Source organism: Mesorhizobium sp. M0854 (assembly GCF_040319815.1).
Classification (GTDB): Bacteria; Pseudomonadota; Alphaproteobacteria; order Rhizobiales; family Rhizobiaceae; genus Mesorhizobium.
The window spans coordinates 330,638-348,187 of the sequence record NZ_JAMYOL010000004.1; the positions used below are offsets into that span (position 1 = coordinate 330,638).

Annotated in this window: 14 protein-coding genes; 9 read left to right on the top strand and 5 right to left on the bottom strand. The window is 64.1% G+C overall.

Going from position 1 to position 17,550, the window contains the following annotated elements; all coding sequences use genetic code 11:
- Positions 1-18 precede the first annotated feature (18 nt).
- From NKH99_RS10125 to NKH99_RS10140, 4 genes are all read right to left on the bottom strand, one after another.
- A complete protein-coding gene (locus NKH99_RS10125) occupies positions 19-723 on the bottom strand; it encodes an ROK family protein (RefSeq protein WP_352481009.1) in 705 nt (234 codons plus the stop codon).
- A 19-nt stretch (positions 724-742) separates the two neighbouring features.
- Complete coding sequence (gene zwf, locus NKH99_RS10130) at positions 743-2,119, bottom strand: glucose-6-phosphate dehydrogenase (RefSeq protein WP_353013869.1); 1,377 nt, start codon at positions 2,117-2,119, stop codon at positions 743-745.
- A 22-nt stretch (positions 2,120-2,141) separates the two neighbouring features.
- On the bottom strand, positions 2,142-3,158 hold the full coding sequence (gene gnd / locus NKH99_RS10135; RefSeq protein WP_353013871.1) for a phosphogluconate dehydrogenase (NAD(+)-dependent, decarboxylating): 1,017 nt from the start codon (positions 3,156-3,158) through the stop codon (positions 2,142-2,144).
- A gap of 100 nt (positions 3,159-3,258) precedes the next feature.
- Positions 3,259-5,670, bottom strand: coding sequence for a glucan 1,4-alpha-glucosidase (locus NKH99_RS10140; RefSeq protein ID WP_353013873.1), 2,412 nt, complete (start codon positions 5,668-5,670; stop codon positions 3,259-3,261).
- 218 nt (positions 5,671-5,888) lie between these two features.
- Here NKH99_RS10140 and NKH99_RS10145 point away from each other — a divergent pair, with 218 nt between their 5' ends.
- From NKH99_RS10145 to NKH99_RS10165, 5 genes are all read left to right on the top strand, one after another.
- Positions 5,889-6,902 carry an ABC transporter substrate-binding protein gene (locus NKH99_RS10145; protein WP_352481006.1) on the top strand — a complete coding sequence of 338 codons (1,014 nt, stop codon included), beginning with the start codon at positions 5,889-5,891 and terminating at the stop codon, positions 6,900-6,902.
- A 47-nt stretch (positions 6,903-6,949) separates the two neighbouring features.
- Positions 6,950-8,470, top strand: coding sequence for a sugar ABC transporter ATP-binding protein (locus NKH99_RS10150; protein WP_353013875.1), 1,521 nt, complete (start codon positions 6,950-6,952; stop codon positions 8,468-8,470).
- Position 8,471: 1 nt separating this feature from the next.
- Positions 8,472-9,446 (top strand): ABC transporter permease, encoded by a 975-nt coding sequence (locus tag NKH99_RS10155; RefSeq protein ID WP_023678190.1) that lies wholly within the window; start codon positions 8,472-8,474, stop codon positions 9,444-9,446.
- A gap of 2 nt (positions 9,447-9,448) precedes the next feature.
- Positions 9,449-10,396 carry an ABC transporter permease gene (locus NKH99_RS10160; RefSeq protein WP_352540864.1) on the top strand — a complete coding sequence of 316 codons (948 nt, stop codon included), beginning with the start codon at positions 9,449-9,451 and terminating at the stop codon, positions 10,394-10,396.
- A gap of 121 nt (positions 10,397-10,517) precedes the next feature.
- Positions 10,518-12,587 carry a 3-hydroxyacyl-CoA dehydrogenase NAD-binding domain-containing protein gene (locus NKH99_RS10165; protein WP_353013879.1) on the top strand — a complete coding sequence of 690 codons (2,070 nt, stop codon included), beginning with the start codon at positions 10,518-10,520 and terminating at the stop codon, positions 12,585-12,587.
- Positions 12,588-12,595: 8 nt separating this feature from the next.
- On the opposite strand, the gene NKH99_RS10170 is transcribed toward NKH99_RS10165, so the two are convergent.
- A complete protein-coding gene (locus NKH99_RS10170) occupies positions 12,596-13,408 on the bottom strand; it encodes a response regulator transcription factor (RefSeq protein ID WP_352470752.1) in 813 nt (270 codons plus the stop codon).
- A 114-nt stretch (positions 13,409-13,522) separates the two neighbouring features.
- Between NKH99_RS10170 and NKH99_RS10175 the strand changes: the two genes are divergently transcribed.
- The 4 genes from NKH99_RS10175 (at position 13,523) to NKH99_RS10190 (ending at position 17,549) form a co-directional block, all read left to right on the top strand.
- Positions 13,523-14,653 carry an ABC transporter ATP-binding protein gene (locus NKH99_RS10175; protein WP_352540866.1) on the top strand — a complete coding sequence of 377 codons (1,131 nt, stop codon included), beginning with the start codon at positions 13,523-13,525 and terminating at the stop codon, positions 14,651-14,653.
- A complete protein-coding gene (locus NKH99_RS10180; RefSeq protein ID WP_352470751.1) occupies positions 14,634-15,797 on the top strand; it encodes an ABC transporter substrate-binding protein in 1,164 nt (387 codons plus the stop codon). The genes NKH99_RS10175 and NKH99_RS10180 overlap by 20 nt, the downstream gene beginning before the upstream one ends.
- 76 nt (positions 15,798-15,873) lie before the next feature.
- Positions 15,874-16,737 (top strand): ABC transporter permease, encoded by an 864-nt coding sequence (locus NKH99_RS10185; RefSeq protein ID WP_352613189.1) that lies wholly within the window; start codon positions 15,874-15,876, stop codon positions 16,735-16,737.
- Complete coding sequence (locus tag NKH99_RS10190; RefSeq protein WP_353013882.1) at positions 16,737-17,549, top strand: ABC transporter permease; 813 nt, start codon at positions 16,737-16,739, stop codon at positions 17,547-17,549. The genes NKH99_RS10185 and NKH99_RS10190 overlap by 1 nt, the downstream gene beginning before the upstream one ends.
- Position 17,550 lies beyond the last annotated feature (1 nt).

A 17,550-nucleotide genomic window follows, 5' to 3' on the forward strand; every position in this document is an offset into this window, starting at 1 on the left:
ATCAGACAATCAGCAATATCAAATAATCAGGGATTTGTCGCGCCATAGTCGAAATCCGCCCTCGAAGGCGCGTGTGTTGTCGCCGCGTCTGCAATCGGCGGGCAAGTCGGTGAGTTCGTCGACATTGCCGCCGCCGATGACCACGTAGTCCGGCTGCATGGCGGCGCGAAGCCGGTCGACCACGTCGAAGACGTGTTTGCGCCATTTCTTCTTGCCGCGCTTTTGCAGGCCGCGTTCGCCGACATAGTCTTCGAAACTGCCGCGCTTCTTGTAGGGAAGATGGGCAAGCTCCATCGGCTGGGCAACGTTATCGACGATCATCGCGGCCCCAAGGCCGGTGCCGAGGCCAAGGAACAGCATGCGGCCGCCCTCATAACTGCCGATGGCCTGCATGAGCGCATCGTTAACGACCTTGACCGGTTTGCCGAACTCGGCGGCGAAATCGCAGCCGACCCAGCCCTTGCCGAGATTGGCGGGTTCGGTCAGCGGCCGGTTGTGGTGCACCGGGCCCGGATAGCCCATCGAGACGACATCGTAGCGCAGCCCTTCGGCGAGCGTCTTCACCGCCGCGACCATCTGCTGCGGCGTAAGCTCCGGTCCGGAAGCGGTCTTGCGCTCGTCGCCGCCGGCACTGGTGCGGATCTTGACGTGCGAGCCGCCGATATCGATCGCAAGCACGATCTTTTCTTCCTCCGATGCCGGTTGCTTCACCGCCTTGGCCATCGCTTTCACCTTCCAGAAATCATTTCGCTGGATTGATCCAGCCGTTCGGCGGCCCGAATCCAGCCATGGCTTCGGCCGGCCCCCACGTCTTTGGCGCGTAGACAGGGGGCGGCGTGGTGTCGCCGAGCACCGGGCCGACGATGCGCCAGGCGAGCTCGCTGGCGTCCTGGCGGGTGAAAAGCTGGCCGTTGCCGTTCATGGCGTCGCCGATCAACCGCTCGTACGGCGGCATGTCGCCCTTCGAATCGTCCAGCGCGGTGAGCTCGACCTGCTCACCGACCATGTCATCGCCGGGCGCCTTGCGACGGGCGCCGATCGAGATCGCCACCTGGGGATCGATGCGGAAGCGCACGTGATTGCAGTCGCCGGTCTTGATCGGATCGAAGACGTCGAGCGGCGGCCGCTTCAGCCGCACGATGACCTCGGTGGCGTGCACCGGCAGGGATTTGCCGGCGCGAATGAAGAACGGCACATCCTGCCAGCGCCAGGTATCGACGAAAAAGCGCACCGCCGCGAAGGTCTCGACCGGCGAGTTCGGCGCCACGCCCGGCTCGTTGAGATAGCCGTCGAACTGGCCGCGCACCACATCGTCCCTGGTCAGCGTCCGGATCGCCCGCAGGACCTGCACCTTCTCGTCGATGAGATCGTCGGCCGAGCGGCCGACCGGCGGTTCCATGGCGAGCAGCAAGAGGATGTTGAGCAGATGGTTTTCGACGACGTCGCGAATGCAGCCGACCTCGTCATAGAAGCGGCCGCGGCCCTCGACGCCGAAATCCTCGGCCATGGTGATCTGCACGCTCTCGACGTAATTGCGGTTCCAGATCGGCTCGAGGAAGGAATTGGCGAAGCGGAAATAGAGCAGGTTCTGGATCGCCTCCTTGCCGAGATAATGGTCGATGCGGAAGATCGACTTTTCGTCGAAGACCAGATGCAGCACCCGGTTCAGCCAGCGCGCCGATTGCAGATCGTGGCCGAATGGCTTTTCCACCATCAGGCGCGCGCCCTGGGCGGCGCCCGACTGCTCCAGCCCCTGGACGACCACCTCGAACATCGCCGGCGGCACCGCCAGATAGTGCAGCGGCCGCTCAGCGCTGCCGAGCGCGGTCTTCAGCTTCTCGAAGGTCGCAGGCGCCCGATAGTCGCCGCTGACATAGCGCAGCAGCGATGCAAGCCTGGCAAAGATCTTGTCGTCGATGCTGCCCAAGGCGTTGACGATGCCGTCGCGGGCGCGCGCCTGCAGCTTGGCGAGGTCCCAGGGATCGAAGGCGACGCCGATCACCGGCTCGTTCAGCGTCCCTTTGGCCACCATGGCGTAAAGGGCGGGGAAGATCTTCTTGTGGGCGAGATCGCCGGTGGCGCCGAAAAGCACCAGCGTGTCCGATCGTTCCTGGCTCATGGGCGTGCCTCCCTGTCGCCCGTCACGAACCGGCCTTGGGTTTTTCGACATGGCCGCCAAAGGCATAGCGCATGGCGGACAGAAGCTTGTCGGCGAATTCGGATTCGCCTTGCGAGGAGAACCTGTCGAACAGCGCCGAGGACAGCACCGGCGCCGGCACGCCGGTGTCGATCGCCGCCTTCAGCGTCCAGCGGCCTTCGCCGGAATCCGAGACCCGCCCGCCGAACTGCGTCAACGACGAATCGGCCTTCAGTACGCCGGCCGTCAGGTCGAGCAGCCACGAGCCGATGACGCTGCCGTGCCGCCAGACCTCGGCCACTTCAGCGATGTCGATGTCGAACTGGTAATATTGCGGGTTTTCCAGCGGGCTGGTTTCCGCATCGGCGGTGCGCTGCCGTTTGCCGGCATTCGCCGATTTCAGGATGTTCATGCCTTCGGCATAGGCGGCCATGACGCCATATTCGATGCCGTTATGGATCATCTTGACGAAATGGCCGGCGCCGCTTGGTCCGCAGTGGAGATAGCCGAAGGGCGAGGTTCCGGCATCCTTGGCAGGGGCGGGCGAAGCGGCGTCGGCGCCTGGCGCCAGCGTTGCGAAGACCGGATCGAGATGCTGGACCGCGCTGTCGGGGCCGCCGATCATCAGGCAGTAGCCGCGCTCGAGGCCCCAGACGCCGCCGCTGGTGCCGACATCGACATAGCTCAAGCCTTTCAAGGCGAGGCGCGCGGCGTGGTCGACGGCCTCGTGATAATAGGAATTGCCGCCGTCTATGATGATGTCGCCCGGCTCCATCAGGGCAGCCACCTGGTCGACGATCTTGCCGGTGATCGCCGCAGGCAGCATCAGCCAGGCGCTGCGCGGCTTCGCCAGCTTGCCGACGAACTCCTCCATCGAGGCGGCTCCGACCGCGCCGGCGCTCACAAGCGCGGCGACGCTCGCCGGGTTAATATCGTAGACGACGCATTCGTGGCCATCGCGCAGCAGGCGCCGAACCATGTTGGCGCCCATCCGGCCCAGTCCCATCATTCCTATCTGCATGGTCTCGTCCTGCCTTACTTGAGGGATCGATGATCTAGTGGCGCTGTGATTGAAGCATGATCTTTTCCAAAAACCGGTCTCCACTCTGCGGGATCATGTTCTATCCGGTATCGCCGATGCCGACAGAAAAGTCAGCATTCTCCCAATGGCCGCTGTCGGGCCAGAAGAAAGTGAAGACAATGCTATTGCCCGGGCTATTGCCCGGAGCAATCTCGGCAACCTGCAATTCCGCAAGATGGATGCCGAAAGCATTCGCGGTGGTCTCGGTGTCATGGACGGTTGCCCAATTGTCGCTGCTCCAATGAACCACCGCCCGGGCCAGAAGTTCGATGCGCAGCGCCTTGCCTGCCGGGATGGTACGGATCTTGTGGTTGAAACGCCATGCCCTGAAGCGCGACACCGTCCTGCCCTCGATATAGCGCTTGACCCCTTGCGGCGGCATGTCGAACACCGTGCCGTCGCGCAGCGACCGCAGCAGCTTGATGTGCTCGGAATGCGCCCAGACCAGCGGCTTGGCGCTGCCGGAGGGCCCGCCATGCCGCAATTCGCGCTCCGGCATGTCGGGACCGTCCCAGACCTGCTCCGGTAGCAGGCCGCCCGGTCCGGCAGAGTTCTCGAACGTCCTGAGCAGGCTTGCCGCACTATCCCTGCGGCCTGCCGCCAACTCGTAATGAGCGCGCTCGCCGACCAGCAGCGGCCAGGGCCGGCCCCGGCCGGTTCCATCGAAGGGCGCGCCGTCGGCATGCTCGCCATAGCCGTCGCCATTGTAGCGGTACCAGAGCGGGCCCTGCGGCAGCTCGCAGCGCAATTGCGCGTCGATGACCTTGACCGTGTCGAGGATGCGCGGATCGTCGGCCGCCCTGAGGCCGAAGCGGACCAGCGCCAGCGCATCCGGGCTGACGATCGCCTTGGCCGGCCGGTCCGTATCGGCCGGCGGGCGGTTCTTGATCGGGACGTAGCCGTCTTTCGGCGATGCCGCGCCGGCTTTGTCGGGCGGCGCGATGCGGACATAGTAGCCTTCGACGCTGGCTTGCTCGCATGCGGCGGTGCCGGCGACGTAGGTCCAGCGCTCGATCTGATCGTTCCAGACATCGGCGGTTTCGCGCAGATAGTTTGCCGGCTCTGTTTTGCCGGCGGTATCGAAGATGTCGGCAGCCGCCAGCAATGCGGCGATCTCGACGGCAAGCGTGAACGGGCTGTAGCCGGCGTCTTCTTCCCAGCGGTCCTCGCCGGTGACCGGGCCGTTGCGCACGACATAGGCGGCAGCGCGCTCGATCATCGGCATGAAGGAGGAGAGTGCGGCAGGCGGCAAATGGCCGGCGCGGCGCAGTGCGTCGGCAAGCAGCAGCGGGAAGGCGCATTCGTCCATCTGGATGCCCGGCCAATAGGCCGATCCGTCGAGCCAGGCGTTCTGCGGCCAATGGCCGTCCGGCTGCTGGATCGAGCGCAGATAGCCAAGGATGCGCAAGGCTTCCGCCGGGTCGCCGGCAGCGAGGAAGCCGCCGGCGGTTTCGACCAGATCGCGCGGCCAGACCAGGTGATAGCCGCCGAGATCGTCGTCGCCCTTGTTGAAGCCCCACGGGATCGACAGGCTGGCAACGGCTGCTCCGGCGGACGACCGGTGTGTCGCCAGCACCGCCGTGCTGAGGCGGTAGCTGTTGAGGCCGGACGCCGCATGCCGGTCCAGCGGCAGCAAACCGGCCTGCCATTGGCGCCATTTGTCGACGTAGGATCCGGCTGCGGGCTCAAAACCTTGCCTCAGGCTGGCGAAAGCGGTTTCCGCCGCCTGTTGCGGCGTCGTGCCGAAGCCGAGCGCCAGCAATATTTTTGGGTTTGCGGCCGAAAAGGCGATCTCGCCGGTCAGCGCGACATTGCCATCCTCGGCCCTGCGGCAGGCCGGATCGAGCCGGCCGCCTTGACCAAGCTGCTGCCAGCCGTCGGAGACGCCGACATAGCCGGCCGAGCACGCCTTCCACGGCAACGACGAGGCGAGCGCCAGGCAGGTGCCGCGTCCCGATGCAAACAGGACAGGCTGTCCTTCATGGTCGTCGATCCAGGCGGTGTTGCCCATGCCGGCGTTGACGAGGTGCGGTGCCAGCAGCGCGTAGACGCGGTAGTCGGCGGCCGCGCCTTTGAGCGGCGTGAACATGATCTCCTGCAGCAAGACGGGACGTTCCGGATCCGTCAGGATGCGCTTTTCGATCCTGTAGGTTCCATCGCTTGCGGTGTTGACCAGCCGGTAGGCAGGCACCCCGTCCGCCAGGGGTTCGATACTGTGTTCGGCGTCGCGTTTTTCTTCCGAGAAATAGCCGTCGCGTCCGGTGACGATCAGCCCCAGATCGCGGGTGCAGGCGCTATCGAGGCGCGGGTAGTAGATCTCGTTGAGGATACCGTGGCTGATGGTGAACCAGATCGGGCAGGCCGGTGAGAGCGCGGTGCCGACGCCGCTCTTGGCGCTCGACGTCCAGCGTGCCGGAATGCCGGGTGCACCCGGGGCAAGGTTCGTTGCCATTCAATCGGTCTCCAGTGCCATCCCTAGACCAGGAGTCGAACCGGTTTCAATGATTGCACCGCAAGTTGATCGCCGGCCATGGTTTGATGTTGACAGCTTGCCGCCTATCTGCATTTGTCTGATAATAGATAAAAAACAAGATTGTGAGCGTATCAACCAATACCCACCAGCCAGCCATTAACCACCAGTAAGACAGCAACTCACGGGAGGAGTATGACATGAGGAAAATATTCGCTTTGGGGGCTCTTGCGGCGATGCTCGCCGCAGGTACCGCGCTTGCCGATACCAGCGGCAAGAAAATCGCCTTCTCCAACAATTACGCCGGCAATTCCTGGCGGCAGGCGATGCTGGACAGCTACGCCATCGTTACCAAGAAGGCGGTTGCCGACAAGGTGGTCGGCGCCGCGGACGTCTTCACGACGGCCGACAAGGAAGTGCCGACGCAAGCAGCCCAGGTGCAGAACCTGATCCTGCAGGGCTATGACGCGATCGTCATCAACGCGGCGTCTCCGGATGCGCTCAACGGCGCCATCAAGCAGGCCTGCGACGCCGGCATCGTCGTCGTCTCCTTCGACGGTATCGTCACCGAACCCTGCGCCTACCGCGTCGTCGTCGACTTCAAGGACATGGGCAAGCAGGAAGTCGAGCAGATGGCCAAGTTCCAGCCCAAGGGCGGCAACCTGCTGGAAATCCGCGGCCTCGCCGGCACCTCGATCGACGATGCCATCCATGCCGGCATCCTCGAAGGCGTCGCTGCCCATCCCGAGTTCAAGATCGTCGGCTCGGTGACCGGCGACTGGGACCAGACCACGGCACAGAAAGCCGTAGCGACGATCCTGCCTTCGCTGCCGGATGTTGTCGGGGTCGTCGACCAGGGCGGTGACGGCTACGGCGCGGCGCAGGCTTTCGCCGCCGCCGGCAAGCCACGCCCGACCATCATCATGGGCAATCGCCAGGACGAGTTGCAGTGGTGGAAGGAGCAGAAGGAAAAGGACGGTTACAAGACCTGGTCGGCATCGATCGCACCGGGCGTATCGACGCTTGCCTTCTGGGTGGCGCAGCAGGTGCTCGACGGCCGCACCGACGTGCCGCACGACCTGCTGGTGCCCTATCTTGCCTTCACCCAGGACGATTTCGAGGCCGCGCTGCCGAAGATTCCGAAGGGCGGCGTCGCCAGCCACGAATACACGCAGGAAGACGCCATCGCGGCGATCAAGGCCAACATCAAGTGAGCATGGCACTATTGTTGCCGCCACGGATAACCGGGTATCGTTGAGGGATGCCGGAGGCCAATGCAGACATCATCAGGCCGGACGGCGCCGAAAAGCTTTTCGGCGCCGTCAGTTTGGACATCATAAGACTGGTCGGAGCCGAAAAACATTTCGGCGCCGTCAGGGCGCTCGCCGGTGTCGATTTCAGCGTTCGTGCCGGAGAATGCGTCGGTCTCGTCGGCCATAACGGCGCCGGAAAATCGACGCTCATGCATATGGTGGCGGGCACGCTTGCCCCCGACAGCGGGCAGATCGCGGTCCGCGGCGGTGTCGAGGCAAGTTATTCGGTGCCGCGCGCGCAGCAGCTCGGCATACGCTGTGTGTTCCAGGAGCTGTCGCTCTGCCCGAACCTCAGCGTCGCCGAGAACACGCGGATCAACCACGCGTCGCTGCATGGCTTCGGCTGGCGGCGCAAGGCGGCCGATCTGATCGCCGCCAAGCTCGACGAGATCTTCCCCGGCCACAGCATCTCGGCATCCGACATCGTCGGTGATCTTTCCATCACCAGCCGGCAGATGGTGGAGGTGGCGCGCGCCTTCACGGTCACGCAGGAGCCGCTCGAGCTGGTTATCCTCGACGAGCCGACATCCTCGCTCGACGCGCATACCGCCGGCCAGCTGCTGGCGTTCGTGCGCCGCTTCATCGCCGCCGGCAAGAGCTGCATCCTGATCTCGCATGTGTTGGGCGAAGTGCTCGGAAATGCCGACCGCATCGTGGTGATGCGCGACGGCAAGGTGGCCGCCGCCGGGCAGGCCGACGCCTTCGACCGCGACAGGCTGATGACGGCGATGGGCGGAGCGGAGGCGCGCGAGAAGACCGCCGCAGAGATTGCGAGCGGCAAGCCGGAGCCCGGCCCGCTGCGGGTCCGGGCGCGTCCGGCGCGACAGCAGGACGGCAACGAGCTTGTCGCCCGTGCAGGTGAAATCATCGGCCTTGCCGGACTTGCCGGGCATGGGCAGACCGATCTTTTGCTGGCTATCTTTGCTGCAGCTTCCCGTGCCAAGACCGGCATCGAGGTCACCGCGCCGGTGGCGCTGGTTGCCGGCGACCGCCAGTCGGACGGGATTTTTCCGCAATGGTCGATTGCCGAGAACATTGGCATCCGTTCGCTGGCGCGATTGCGCAACGGCCTCTTGATCTCGCCGCAGCGCGAAGCCGAGCTCGCCGAGTTGTGGCAGCGGAAAATCGGCATCCGTACGCCCGACATGAACAACAACATCTTCTCGCTGTCCGGCGGCAACCAGCAGAAGGCGCTGTTCGCGCGGGCGCTCGGCTCCGACGCCAAGATCGTGCTGATGGACGATCCGATGCGCGGCGTCGACATTGGCACCAAGCTTGAAGTCTACGACCTGGTGCGCGAGGAGGCTCGCCATGGCCGCACTTTCCTATGGTACACCACCGAAACCGAAGAGCTCGACAATTGCGACCACATCTATGTGTTCAAGAACGGCCGGATCGTCGCCAACCTTCGTCGCGACGAACTGACGGAGGAAAAGATCATCCAGTCGTCGTTCGGCGATGCGGCCTGAGATGACAGCGGTATCCGTCGAGAATGGGCTAAAATCTTCGGCTCGCGCCACCAGGCGGGCGCGCATGCTGCGCAGCCTGCTGCCGGCACTGTCGCTGGCGCTGGTGCTCATCGCCATCGCCTGGCTCAACCCGCGCGCCATCAGCTATTTCGGTTTCAGCCTGATGCTCAATCTGGCGATCCCGATCGCTCTGGCGACGATCGCGCAGATGTTCGTCATCGCCGGCAACGAGCTCGATCTGTCGATCGGCACCTTTGTCGGCTTCGTCGGCTGCGTGACGGCGACATGGCTGAAGGACGCGCCGCTGCTCGGCGTCGTGATCCTGCTCGGGTCGATCGGCGTCTACGCGCTGCTCGGCGCGCTGATCCATCTGCGCAACCTGCCCTCTATCGTGGTGACGCTCGGCATGAGTTTTGTCTGGCAGGGCATGGCCATCCTCATCCTGCCCAAGCCCGGCGGCAAGGCGCCGGACTGGCTGCTGGCGCTGATGGCCTTCAAGCCACCCTTCATTCCGTTCCCGATCATCGCGGCATTGCTGATCGCAGCCGTCGTCCACTTTGGCCTGATGCGTACCTCCTACGGCGTCATCCTGCGTGGATCGGGCGGCAATTCAGCCGCACTCAAGCGCGCCGGCTGGTCGCTGCTGCGCACCAAGATCGCGCTGTTTGCGCTGACCGGCCTGTTCGGCGTTTTGTCCGGCATGGCGCTGATCGGCATCACCACCTCGGCCGATGCCAATATCGGCAATGGCTACACGCTGCTTTCGATCGCCGGCGTCATCCTCGGCGGCGGCGAGTTCGTCGGCGGCCGGGTGTCGCCGATCGGCGCCGTCATCGGCGCGCTGACGCTGGCGCTGGCGGCATCGCCCCTCTTGACGTTCATGCACATTCCGCCCGACTGGCAGGTCGCCGCCAACGGCGCCATCCTGATCATCGTGCTGGCGGCGCGGGTGCTGATCAGCCGCAGGGAGAGGTGAGCATGGCATCGCTGCGGGCACTGCTCGCCAGACCCTGGATCTGGTCGTTCTTCGGGGCGCTGCTGGTGTGGCTGGCAACCATCGCCTTCACCGGCGGCTATGGCGGCGGCGGCATGATCACGGCGGCGCTGTCGCTCGCCGTCTTCACCGTCATCGTCGGCGTCGGGCAGATGTTCGTCATCACGCTCGGGCCGGGCAATGTCGACCTGTCGCTGCCGGCCAATATCGGCCTTGCCAGCGCCGTCGCCATGAAGGTCATGGACGGCAATGATGCGATGATCGCGGTCGGGCTGCTGGCCGCGCTGGCCTGCGGCATGGCGATCGGCGCCGTCAACTATCTGCTGATCTGGGCGCTGCGCATTCCGCCGATCATCGCGACGCTGTCGGCCAGCTTCGTCATCCAGTCGGTCGATATCAGCTATGGGCGGGGCCTGCAGATCAAGCCGCCGCCGGGCTTTGCCGACTTCACCAACTGGCAGGTGTTCGGCATCCCGGTGCTGGCGATCCTCACCGTGCTGTTCACCATCGGCGCCGGCATCGTTTTGCAGCGCATGATCTACGGACGCTCGGTGCTGGCGATCGGCCAGAACATCCGCGCTGCCTGGCTGGCCGGCGTCAATGTCGGCCGCACCCGCTTCCTCACCTACACGCTGTCGGGCGCGCTCGGCGGCCTCGACGGCGCACTGCTCGCCGGCTATTTCCGCGGCGCCAATGTCGATATCGGCAATGAGTATCTGCTGGCCTCGATCGCCGTCGTCGTCATCGGCGGCACGTCGGTGGCGGGCGGCAAGGCTAATGTGCCGGGGGTCTGGGGCGCGGCGCTGTTCCTGGTGCTGCTGTTGACCATGCTCAACACGTTCGGCGTCAGCGTCGGCGTCCGCCTGGTGCTGACCGGGCTGATCATCGTCGGCGTCATCACCGCCGCCGGTGGGCAGAAGGCGCTGCGCTAAGGCAAGGCCACCCGGCGGCGAGGGGATATCGATGCGGCCCGCAAAACACGTGGTTCCCATCCGCATGCCAGCGCTGTAAATCCCGTCGCGCTATTGGCCAACATCATTGCGTGAGGTTTGCGTGTCCGATTTCGTCAGCACTACAAGGCACGGCAACGTCGCGGTGGTGAGCATCGACAATCCGCCGGTCAACGCGCTGAGCTTCCATGTGCGCGAGCCGCTGATGCAGGCGCTCTTTTCCCTGCGCGACGAGCCGTCGGTCGGAGCAATCGTGATAGCATGCGCCGGGCGGACCTTCGTCGCCGGCGCCGACATCACCGAATTCGGCAAGCCGGCGCGGCAACCGGACCTGGGCGCCCTAGTCGCCATGCTGGAAACCATCGCCAAGCCGACGGTCGCGGCCATTCACGGCACTGCGCTCGGCGGCGGCCTGGAACTGGCGCTCGGCTGCCATTTCCGTGTTGCCGACCGAACGGCAAGGCTCGGCCTGCCGGAAGTCAAGCTCGGCCTGCTGCCGGGCGGCGGCGGCACGGTTCGCCTGCCGCGCCTGGTTGGTCCGCTGAAGGCACTCAACATGATCGTTTCGGGAACGCCTATCGGTGCGGCCGAGGCGCTCGCCGCCGGCCTGGTGGATGCCGTCTTCGATGGCGACCTGACCGCGCAAGCGGTGAGTTTCGCCAACGAAACGGCCGCGAAAGGCGGTCCGTTCACGCCGGTGCGCGACCGCAATGATCGCCTCGACCAGGCCGACTTGCCGGCGTTCGACAAGGAAGCGGCAGTGCTTGCCGGCAAAGCACGCGGCCTCGAGGCGCCGATCGCCTGTGCGCAGTCGGTTCGCAACGCCCTGACGCTGCCCTTCGACGAAGCGCTGGCGGCGGAGCGCGACCTGTTCGTCAAACTTGTCGCCGGGGACCAATCACGCGCGCAGCGGCATTTGTTCTTCGCTGAACGTGAGGCGGCAAAGATTGCCGGCAAGGACGTCGTCAGGCGCAAGATCGCCCGGGTCGGCGTCATCGGCGCCGGCACGATGGGCGGCGGCATCGCCATGGCGTTCGCCAACGGCGGCGTCGCCGTGACCTTGCTGGAAGCGACACACGAGGCCTTGCAGCGCGGGCTGGCGACGATCAACAAGAATTATGCCGTTTCCGTCATCCGCGGCTCGCTGAGCGAAGACGCCAAGCGCCAACGGCTTGGGTTGTTCAAGGGTTCCACCGACTATGCCGATCTTGCCGATTGCGACCTGATCGTCGAGGCCGTGTTCGAGGAGATGGCGGTCAAGAAGGATGTCTTCGGCAGGCTCGATGCCGTGGCCAAACCGGGCGCGATCCTCGCCACCAACACTTCCTATCTCGATGTCAACGAAATCGCCGCTTCGACGTCGCGGCCGCAAGATCTCCTCGGCATGCATTTCTTTTCGCCGGCTAACGTCATGAAGCTTTTGGAAATCGTCCGCGCCGACAAGACTTCGCCCGACGTGCTGGCGACCATCGTCGATCTGGCACGGCGGATCGGCAAGGTGCCGGTCGTCGTCGGCGTCTGCCACGGCTTCGTCGGCAACCGCATGCTGGCGGCGCGCGGTGCGGAACTGGAGACGCTTCTGCTGGAAGGCGCAATGCCGCGCCAGGTCGACCAGGTGTTCACCGATTTCGGCTGGCCGATGGGGCCGTTCGAGATGAGCGATCTCGCCGGCCTCGACATAGGCTGGCGCAACCGCAAGGCGAGTGGCCAGACGGCCGTGATCGCCGATGCGTTGTGCGAACAGGGACATTTCGGCCAGAAGACCGGCAGCGGCTTCTATCGCTACGAAGGCGGTTCGCGCACGCCGCTGCCCGATCCCGATGTCGAGGCGCTGATCCGCAACAAGGCTGCCGAGCGCGGTATTGCACCGCGCGCGATCGGCGCCGAGGAGATCATCGAGCGGACGCTCTATCCGATGATCAACGAGGGCGCCAAAATCCTCAAGGAAAAGATTGCCGCCCGCGCCTCCGATATCGACGTCGTCTGGGTCAACGGCTACGGCTTCCCGGTCGGCAAGGGCGGGCCGATGTTCTGGGCGAGCCTCGAAGGCGTGGACAAGATCATCCAGCGGCTGGATCACTGGCACCAGCAGACCGGCAAGGATGTCTTTCGAGTGGCACCCCGGCTCAGGCAAATGGCCGAAACCGGTTCCTGGGACGGCGCTGCCGGCTGAACTTGGGACTACCGAATCCGTGCGTCCATGATCTCGACAAAACGCGCGAACAGACCCGCCTGCGACTTTATCTTGAGCTTGCGGTAAATGTTGCGGCGATGAACTTTTACGGTTCCCGGCACGATGCGCATCGCCCTGGCAATCGATTCCGTGGAATGGCCCTGAAGCACCAGATCGACGACATGCTGTTCGCGCGGCGTGAGCGAAAGGCTCTTCCAGATGTGAGCACGTTCGAACTCACTGACCGGAGTAATCGCCTCGTCTTGCTTCGTCCCAACCGGTCCGTCAGCCGGAAGGGTAGGCCAGCGTAGCCTGACGAGGCTGATCACCGCAGGCGCCATGTCGCGCAGCAACCTGGCATCGGCGGTTCCGAACGGCCCCGAAGCGCGCAATCGCATTAGCGAGACCACCAGCGCGTCCTTTCCCGGCAGCGGCACGAAAAAGCCGACCTCCTCCGCAAGCCTGGTCTGGCTGTAATAGGAGCGGTAATATTCGCTGGCATAGAAGCGATCCGGCGCCAATTCGCGCATGCGCCAAAAGCCTTCCTTGCGCTCGACTGCCGCATGGTGGAACGGATCGAGCAGATAAGGCCCTTCCTGATAGAGCGCAACGAAGACGTGGCTTTCGGCCGGCGAGAATGTCTCGAACAGCAGCGGCGGGCGTGAGGCGCCGCGATAGCCGAAGATCACGCAATGATCGAAGCTGACATGCTGGCGGAGCCAGGCGACCATCGCCTTGCCGAAAAGCTCGCCGCTCGTCTCCCGCGTCGCTGCGATGAGCGCAGCGAGCCGGCTGTATTCATCGCTGCGTGAAACGCCCAATTCATACCCCTCCATACGAGAAAATAGACGAAATATACCACCTGGGAGGTATATACTAGCCGCCATTGGCTCTGATAGCGTTTCGAGACCAACTAGCCGCTGGAGCCCGCAGCTTTGACCGCAGTGCCCGACATCGAGTTTCGCGGGGTCACCAAACGCTACGGCAGCGTGATCGCGGTCAGCGGCATCGATCTTGCCATCCCGCCGTCTGCCTTTGTCGCGTTGCTCGGGCCGTCCGGCTGCGGCAAGACAACCTGTTTGCGCATGATCGGCGGTTTCGAACAGCCAAGCGAAGGTGTGGTATTCATCCGTGGCCGCGACATGGCCGGCACGCCGCCCTATCGGCGGCCGGTCAACATGGTGTTCCAGCAATATGCGTTGTTTCCGCATCTGGATGTGGCGGACAACGTCGCCTATGGCCTACGCCAGGCGCGGCCGCGCCTGTCGTCGCGGGAGATCAGCCTGAAGGCAGGCGAGGCGCTCGCCATGGTTCGGCTTGCGGGCTATGGACGCCGCAAGATCCATGAGCTTTCCGGCGGCCAGCAGCAGCGTGTCGCCCTGGCGCGGGCGCTGGTCAACAAGCCGGCGGTGCTGCTGCTCGACGAGCCCCTGGCGGCGCTCGACAAGAAGCTGCGCACCGACATGCAGATAGAGCTGCAGAACCTGCAGCGCGAGATCGGCATCACCTTCGTCCTGGTCACCCACGATCAGGAAGAGGCACTGTCGATGAGCGATTTCGTCTGCGTCATGAATGGCGGGCGCATCGTCCAGCTTGGGCAGCCGAGCGAAATCTACGACGAACCCGCCGACCTCTTCGTCGCCGATTTCGTCGGCAAGACCAATCTCTTGAGCGGCAAGGTCGTCGGGCTCTCGGGCAAGCTCGTCGAGATAGCGCTTGCCGACGGCACCGTCATCGCCGCGCGCAAGCGCACTTCGCTAGCCCAGGGCGAAGCCGTCTCGGTCAGCCTGCGTCCTGAATCCTTAAGTCTCGGCGCGCCCGGAAGCGGCCGGCTGAACGGGCTTGTCCGCAACCGGATCTTTCTCGGTTCCACCGCGGAATATGCAATCGAGGTCCAAGGCATCGGGACACTGCTCGCCAAGGCCGATCATCTGGTTGGCGGTGGAAATCTCTTCAAGCCGGGTGAACCCGTCGCCGTCGGCTTTACAGCCGGAACGCCGCTGGCGTTTCCGGAGAATAACGGGACCAACCAGAGGGAAAACAAAAATGTCGAAATCGTATCGTGACGGACTGCCGATAAGCCCTGAAAAATTCGTCGACCAGTTGATGCGCCTCAAGCGCGGTTCCATCGGCCGCCGCGAGTTCCTTGGCCTCACCGGCCTAGGCATCGCAACGGCAGTAATGGCCCGCGAACTCGGCATCATGCCGTCGCCAGCCTTCGCCCAGGAGGGGCTTGGCGACCGCATGTCGATTGCCACCTGGCCCAATTATCACGACCCGGCGACGTTCGAGAATTTCAAGGCCGAAACCGGCGTTGCCGTCGAGGTGAACGTGTTCGGGTCAAACGAGGAGATGCTGGCCAAGCTGCAGGCCGGCGCCTCGGGCTGGAGCCTTTTCGTTCCGACCAACTACACGATCTCGACTTACAAGAAGCTTGGCATCATCGAGGCGCTGGATATGGCCAAGCTTGCCAATTATGACGGCTCGCAAGAAGACCCGCGCTTCACTGGGGAAGGCACGATCGATGGCGTGACCTACGCGGTGCCGAAGAATTGGGGCACCACCGGCTTTGCCGTCAACACCAAGAAACTGACCAAGCCGATGACAAGCTGGAAGGAATTCTGGGACACGGCCATGGCGGAGGGCGACGGCCGGACCATGGTTCATGATTACCAGCTGACCACGATCGGCAACGCGCTGAAATATTTCGGCTTCTCGTTCAACTCGCTGAAGCCGGACGAACTCGCCAAGGCGGAGGAATTGCTGCTGAAGGTCAAGCCGCATCTGTTCGCGGTCTCCAGCGACTACCAGCCGTCGATGCGTGCCGGCGACGCCTGGATGACGATGTGCTGGACCAATGACGGGGCGCAGCTCCACCGCGACATCCCCGAAATCGCCTACGTGCTTGGCAAGGAAGGCGGCGAGATCTGGACCGACTTCTACGCAATACCCAAGGATGCGCCGAACAAGCCTGCCGGCTATGCCTTGCTCAACTATTTGATGAACCCGAAAGTCGCGGTCAAGGAGCACCTGGCCAACGGCGCGCCTTCCACCGATGCGCGGGTCAACGCGCTGCTGCCCAAGGAGGTGCTGGACAATCCGATCCTCTATCCGGCGGCGGATCTGCTGAAGCCGCTCGAATTCGGTGCGGCCGCAACGCTAACCGATCCGGGCCGGGCCGAATTGATGGCACGCTTCAAGTCGGCTTGAACCTGGCAGGCTACAGGCTCGATGCAGGCAACTCCCCGGCGGACAGATGTCCGCCGGCACCGGGGCGGTTTTTTCAATGCGCAGCAATGTCCTTCGTCACAATCTCCTGACCGCCCTGCTGCTCGGTCCAGCAACTGCGTGGCTGGTGGTGTTTTTAGTTTTGCCGTTCGTGGCGATTGCCGTTTTCAGCGTCGGCGAGCGGGCGCCGGAAGGCGGCTATCAGGCCGCTTTCACCTTGGCGCAGTTTGCCAATCTTCCGGCGCGGGCGACCGCCTTCTGGAACACCATGGTGCTGGCGCCGGCGGGCGCACTGGCCTGTCTTCTCGTTGCCTATCCGGTCGCCTATTACCTCGCTTTGCGCGCGCCGGAACGGTGGCGGCTGATCCTGCTGGCGCTTGTCGTCATCCCGTTCTGGACCAGCCTGCTGATGCGAACCTATGCCTGGATGTATGTGCTTGGCGGGCGCGGCATCCCAGCTCTCCTGGCCTATGTCGGGATGGAGGACGTGCGGCTGATCAACACGCCGGGAGCGGTTCTGCTCGGCATCGTCTATGGTTATCTGCCGCTGATGATCCTGCCGATCTATGTCAGCCTCGAGCGGCTCGACCGCCGGCTGCTGGAGGCCTCCGCCGATCTCGGCGCGACGCCGATCTCGACATTCCTCGGCGTGACGCTGCGGCTGTCGCTGCCAGGTGTGATGACCGGCTTCTCGCTGGTCATGATCCTGCTGCTCGGCGAATATCTGATCCCGACGCTACTCGGCGGCGGCAAGGTCTTCTTCATCGGCAACGCGCTGGTCGATCTGTTCCTGCAATCGCGCAATTGGCCATTCGGATCGGCAATCGCCATCACACTTGTGGCGGTTTCAGTGGTCGTGCTGCTTGCCGCGAACCGCATTTCGATCCGGCTTTCGGGTGCCCGCCGGGTGGACCTGATCTGATGCGTGCCTTCGTCGTTGCGGTCTTTGCCTTTCTCTACCTGCCGATCGCGCTGGTAGTGCTGTTTTCGTTCAACGCCGGCCACCACGCCAGCGAGTTCATTGGCTTCTCGGTGCAATGGTACGGCAAGGCACTAGCAAACCCGTTCCTGGTCGAAGCGCTGAAGAACAGCCTGTTCATCGCCACGACCAGCGCCTTGCTGGCGGCGCTGTGCGGCACGGCCGCCGCGGTTGGCCTGGCGCGTGTCGGGGCGCGGACGCGAGCCGTGTTCGATGCGCTTTTGGGTGCTGCGATCGTCGTTCCTGGTGTCGTCATCGGCATCTCGACGCTGGTCGCGCTGGTCCAGCTATTCGGGGTGGTCAACCCGTTTGTCGCTTCGCTGTGGCCGAACGACCAGCCACCGCGCCTGGCGCTCGGCTATGGCTCGATCATCGCCGCGCACGGGCTGTTTTCGATGGCGCTGGTGGCGATGATTGTCGGCACGCGCCTCGGCAGCCTCGACCGCAATCTGGTCGAGGCCTCGAGCGATCTTTACGCCACCCCGCTGACGACGTTCCGCAGCATCGTGTTGCCGCAGATCATGCCGGCGGTGATCGCCGGCTTCCTGCTCGCCTTCACATTCTCCTTCGACGATTTCATCGTCGCGTTCTTCGTCGCCGGCGCACAGACGACGTTGCCGATCTATGTCTTCGCCTCGATCCGGCGCGGGGTCACGCCGGAGATCAATGCCATCGCGACGATCGTGCTCGTCGCCTCCGTTCTGCTCGTGGTGCTTGCCCAATGGCAACTGCGGCAACGAAAACCATCACACTGAA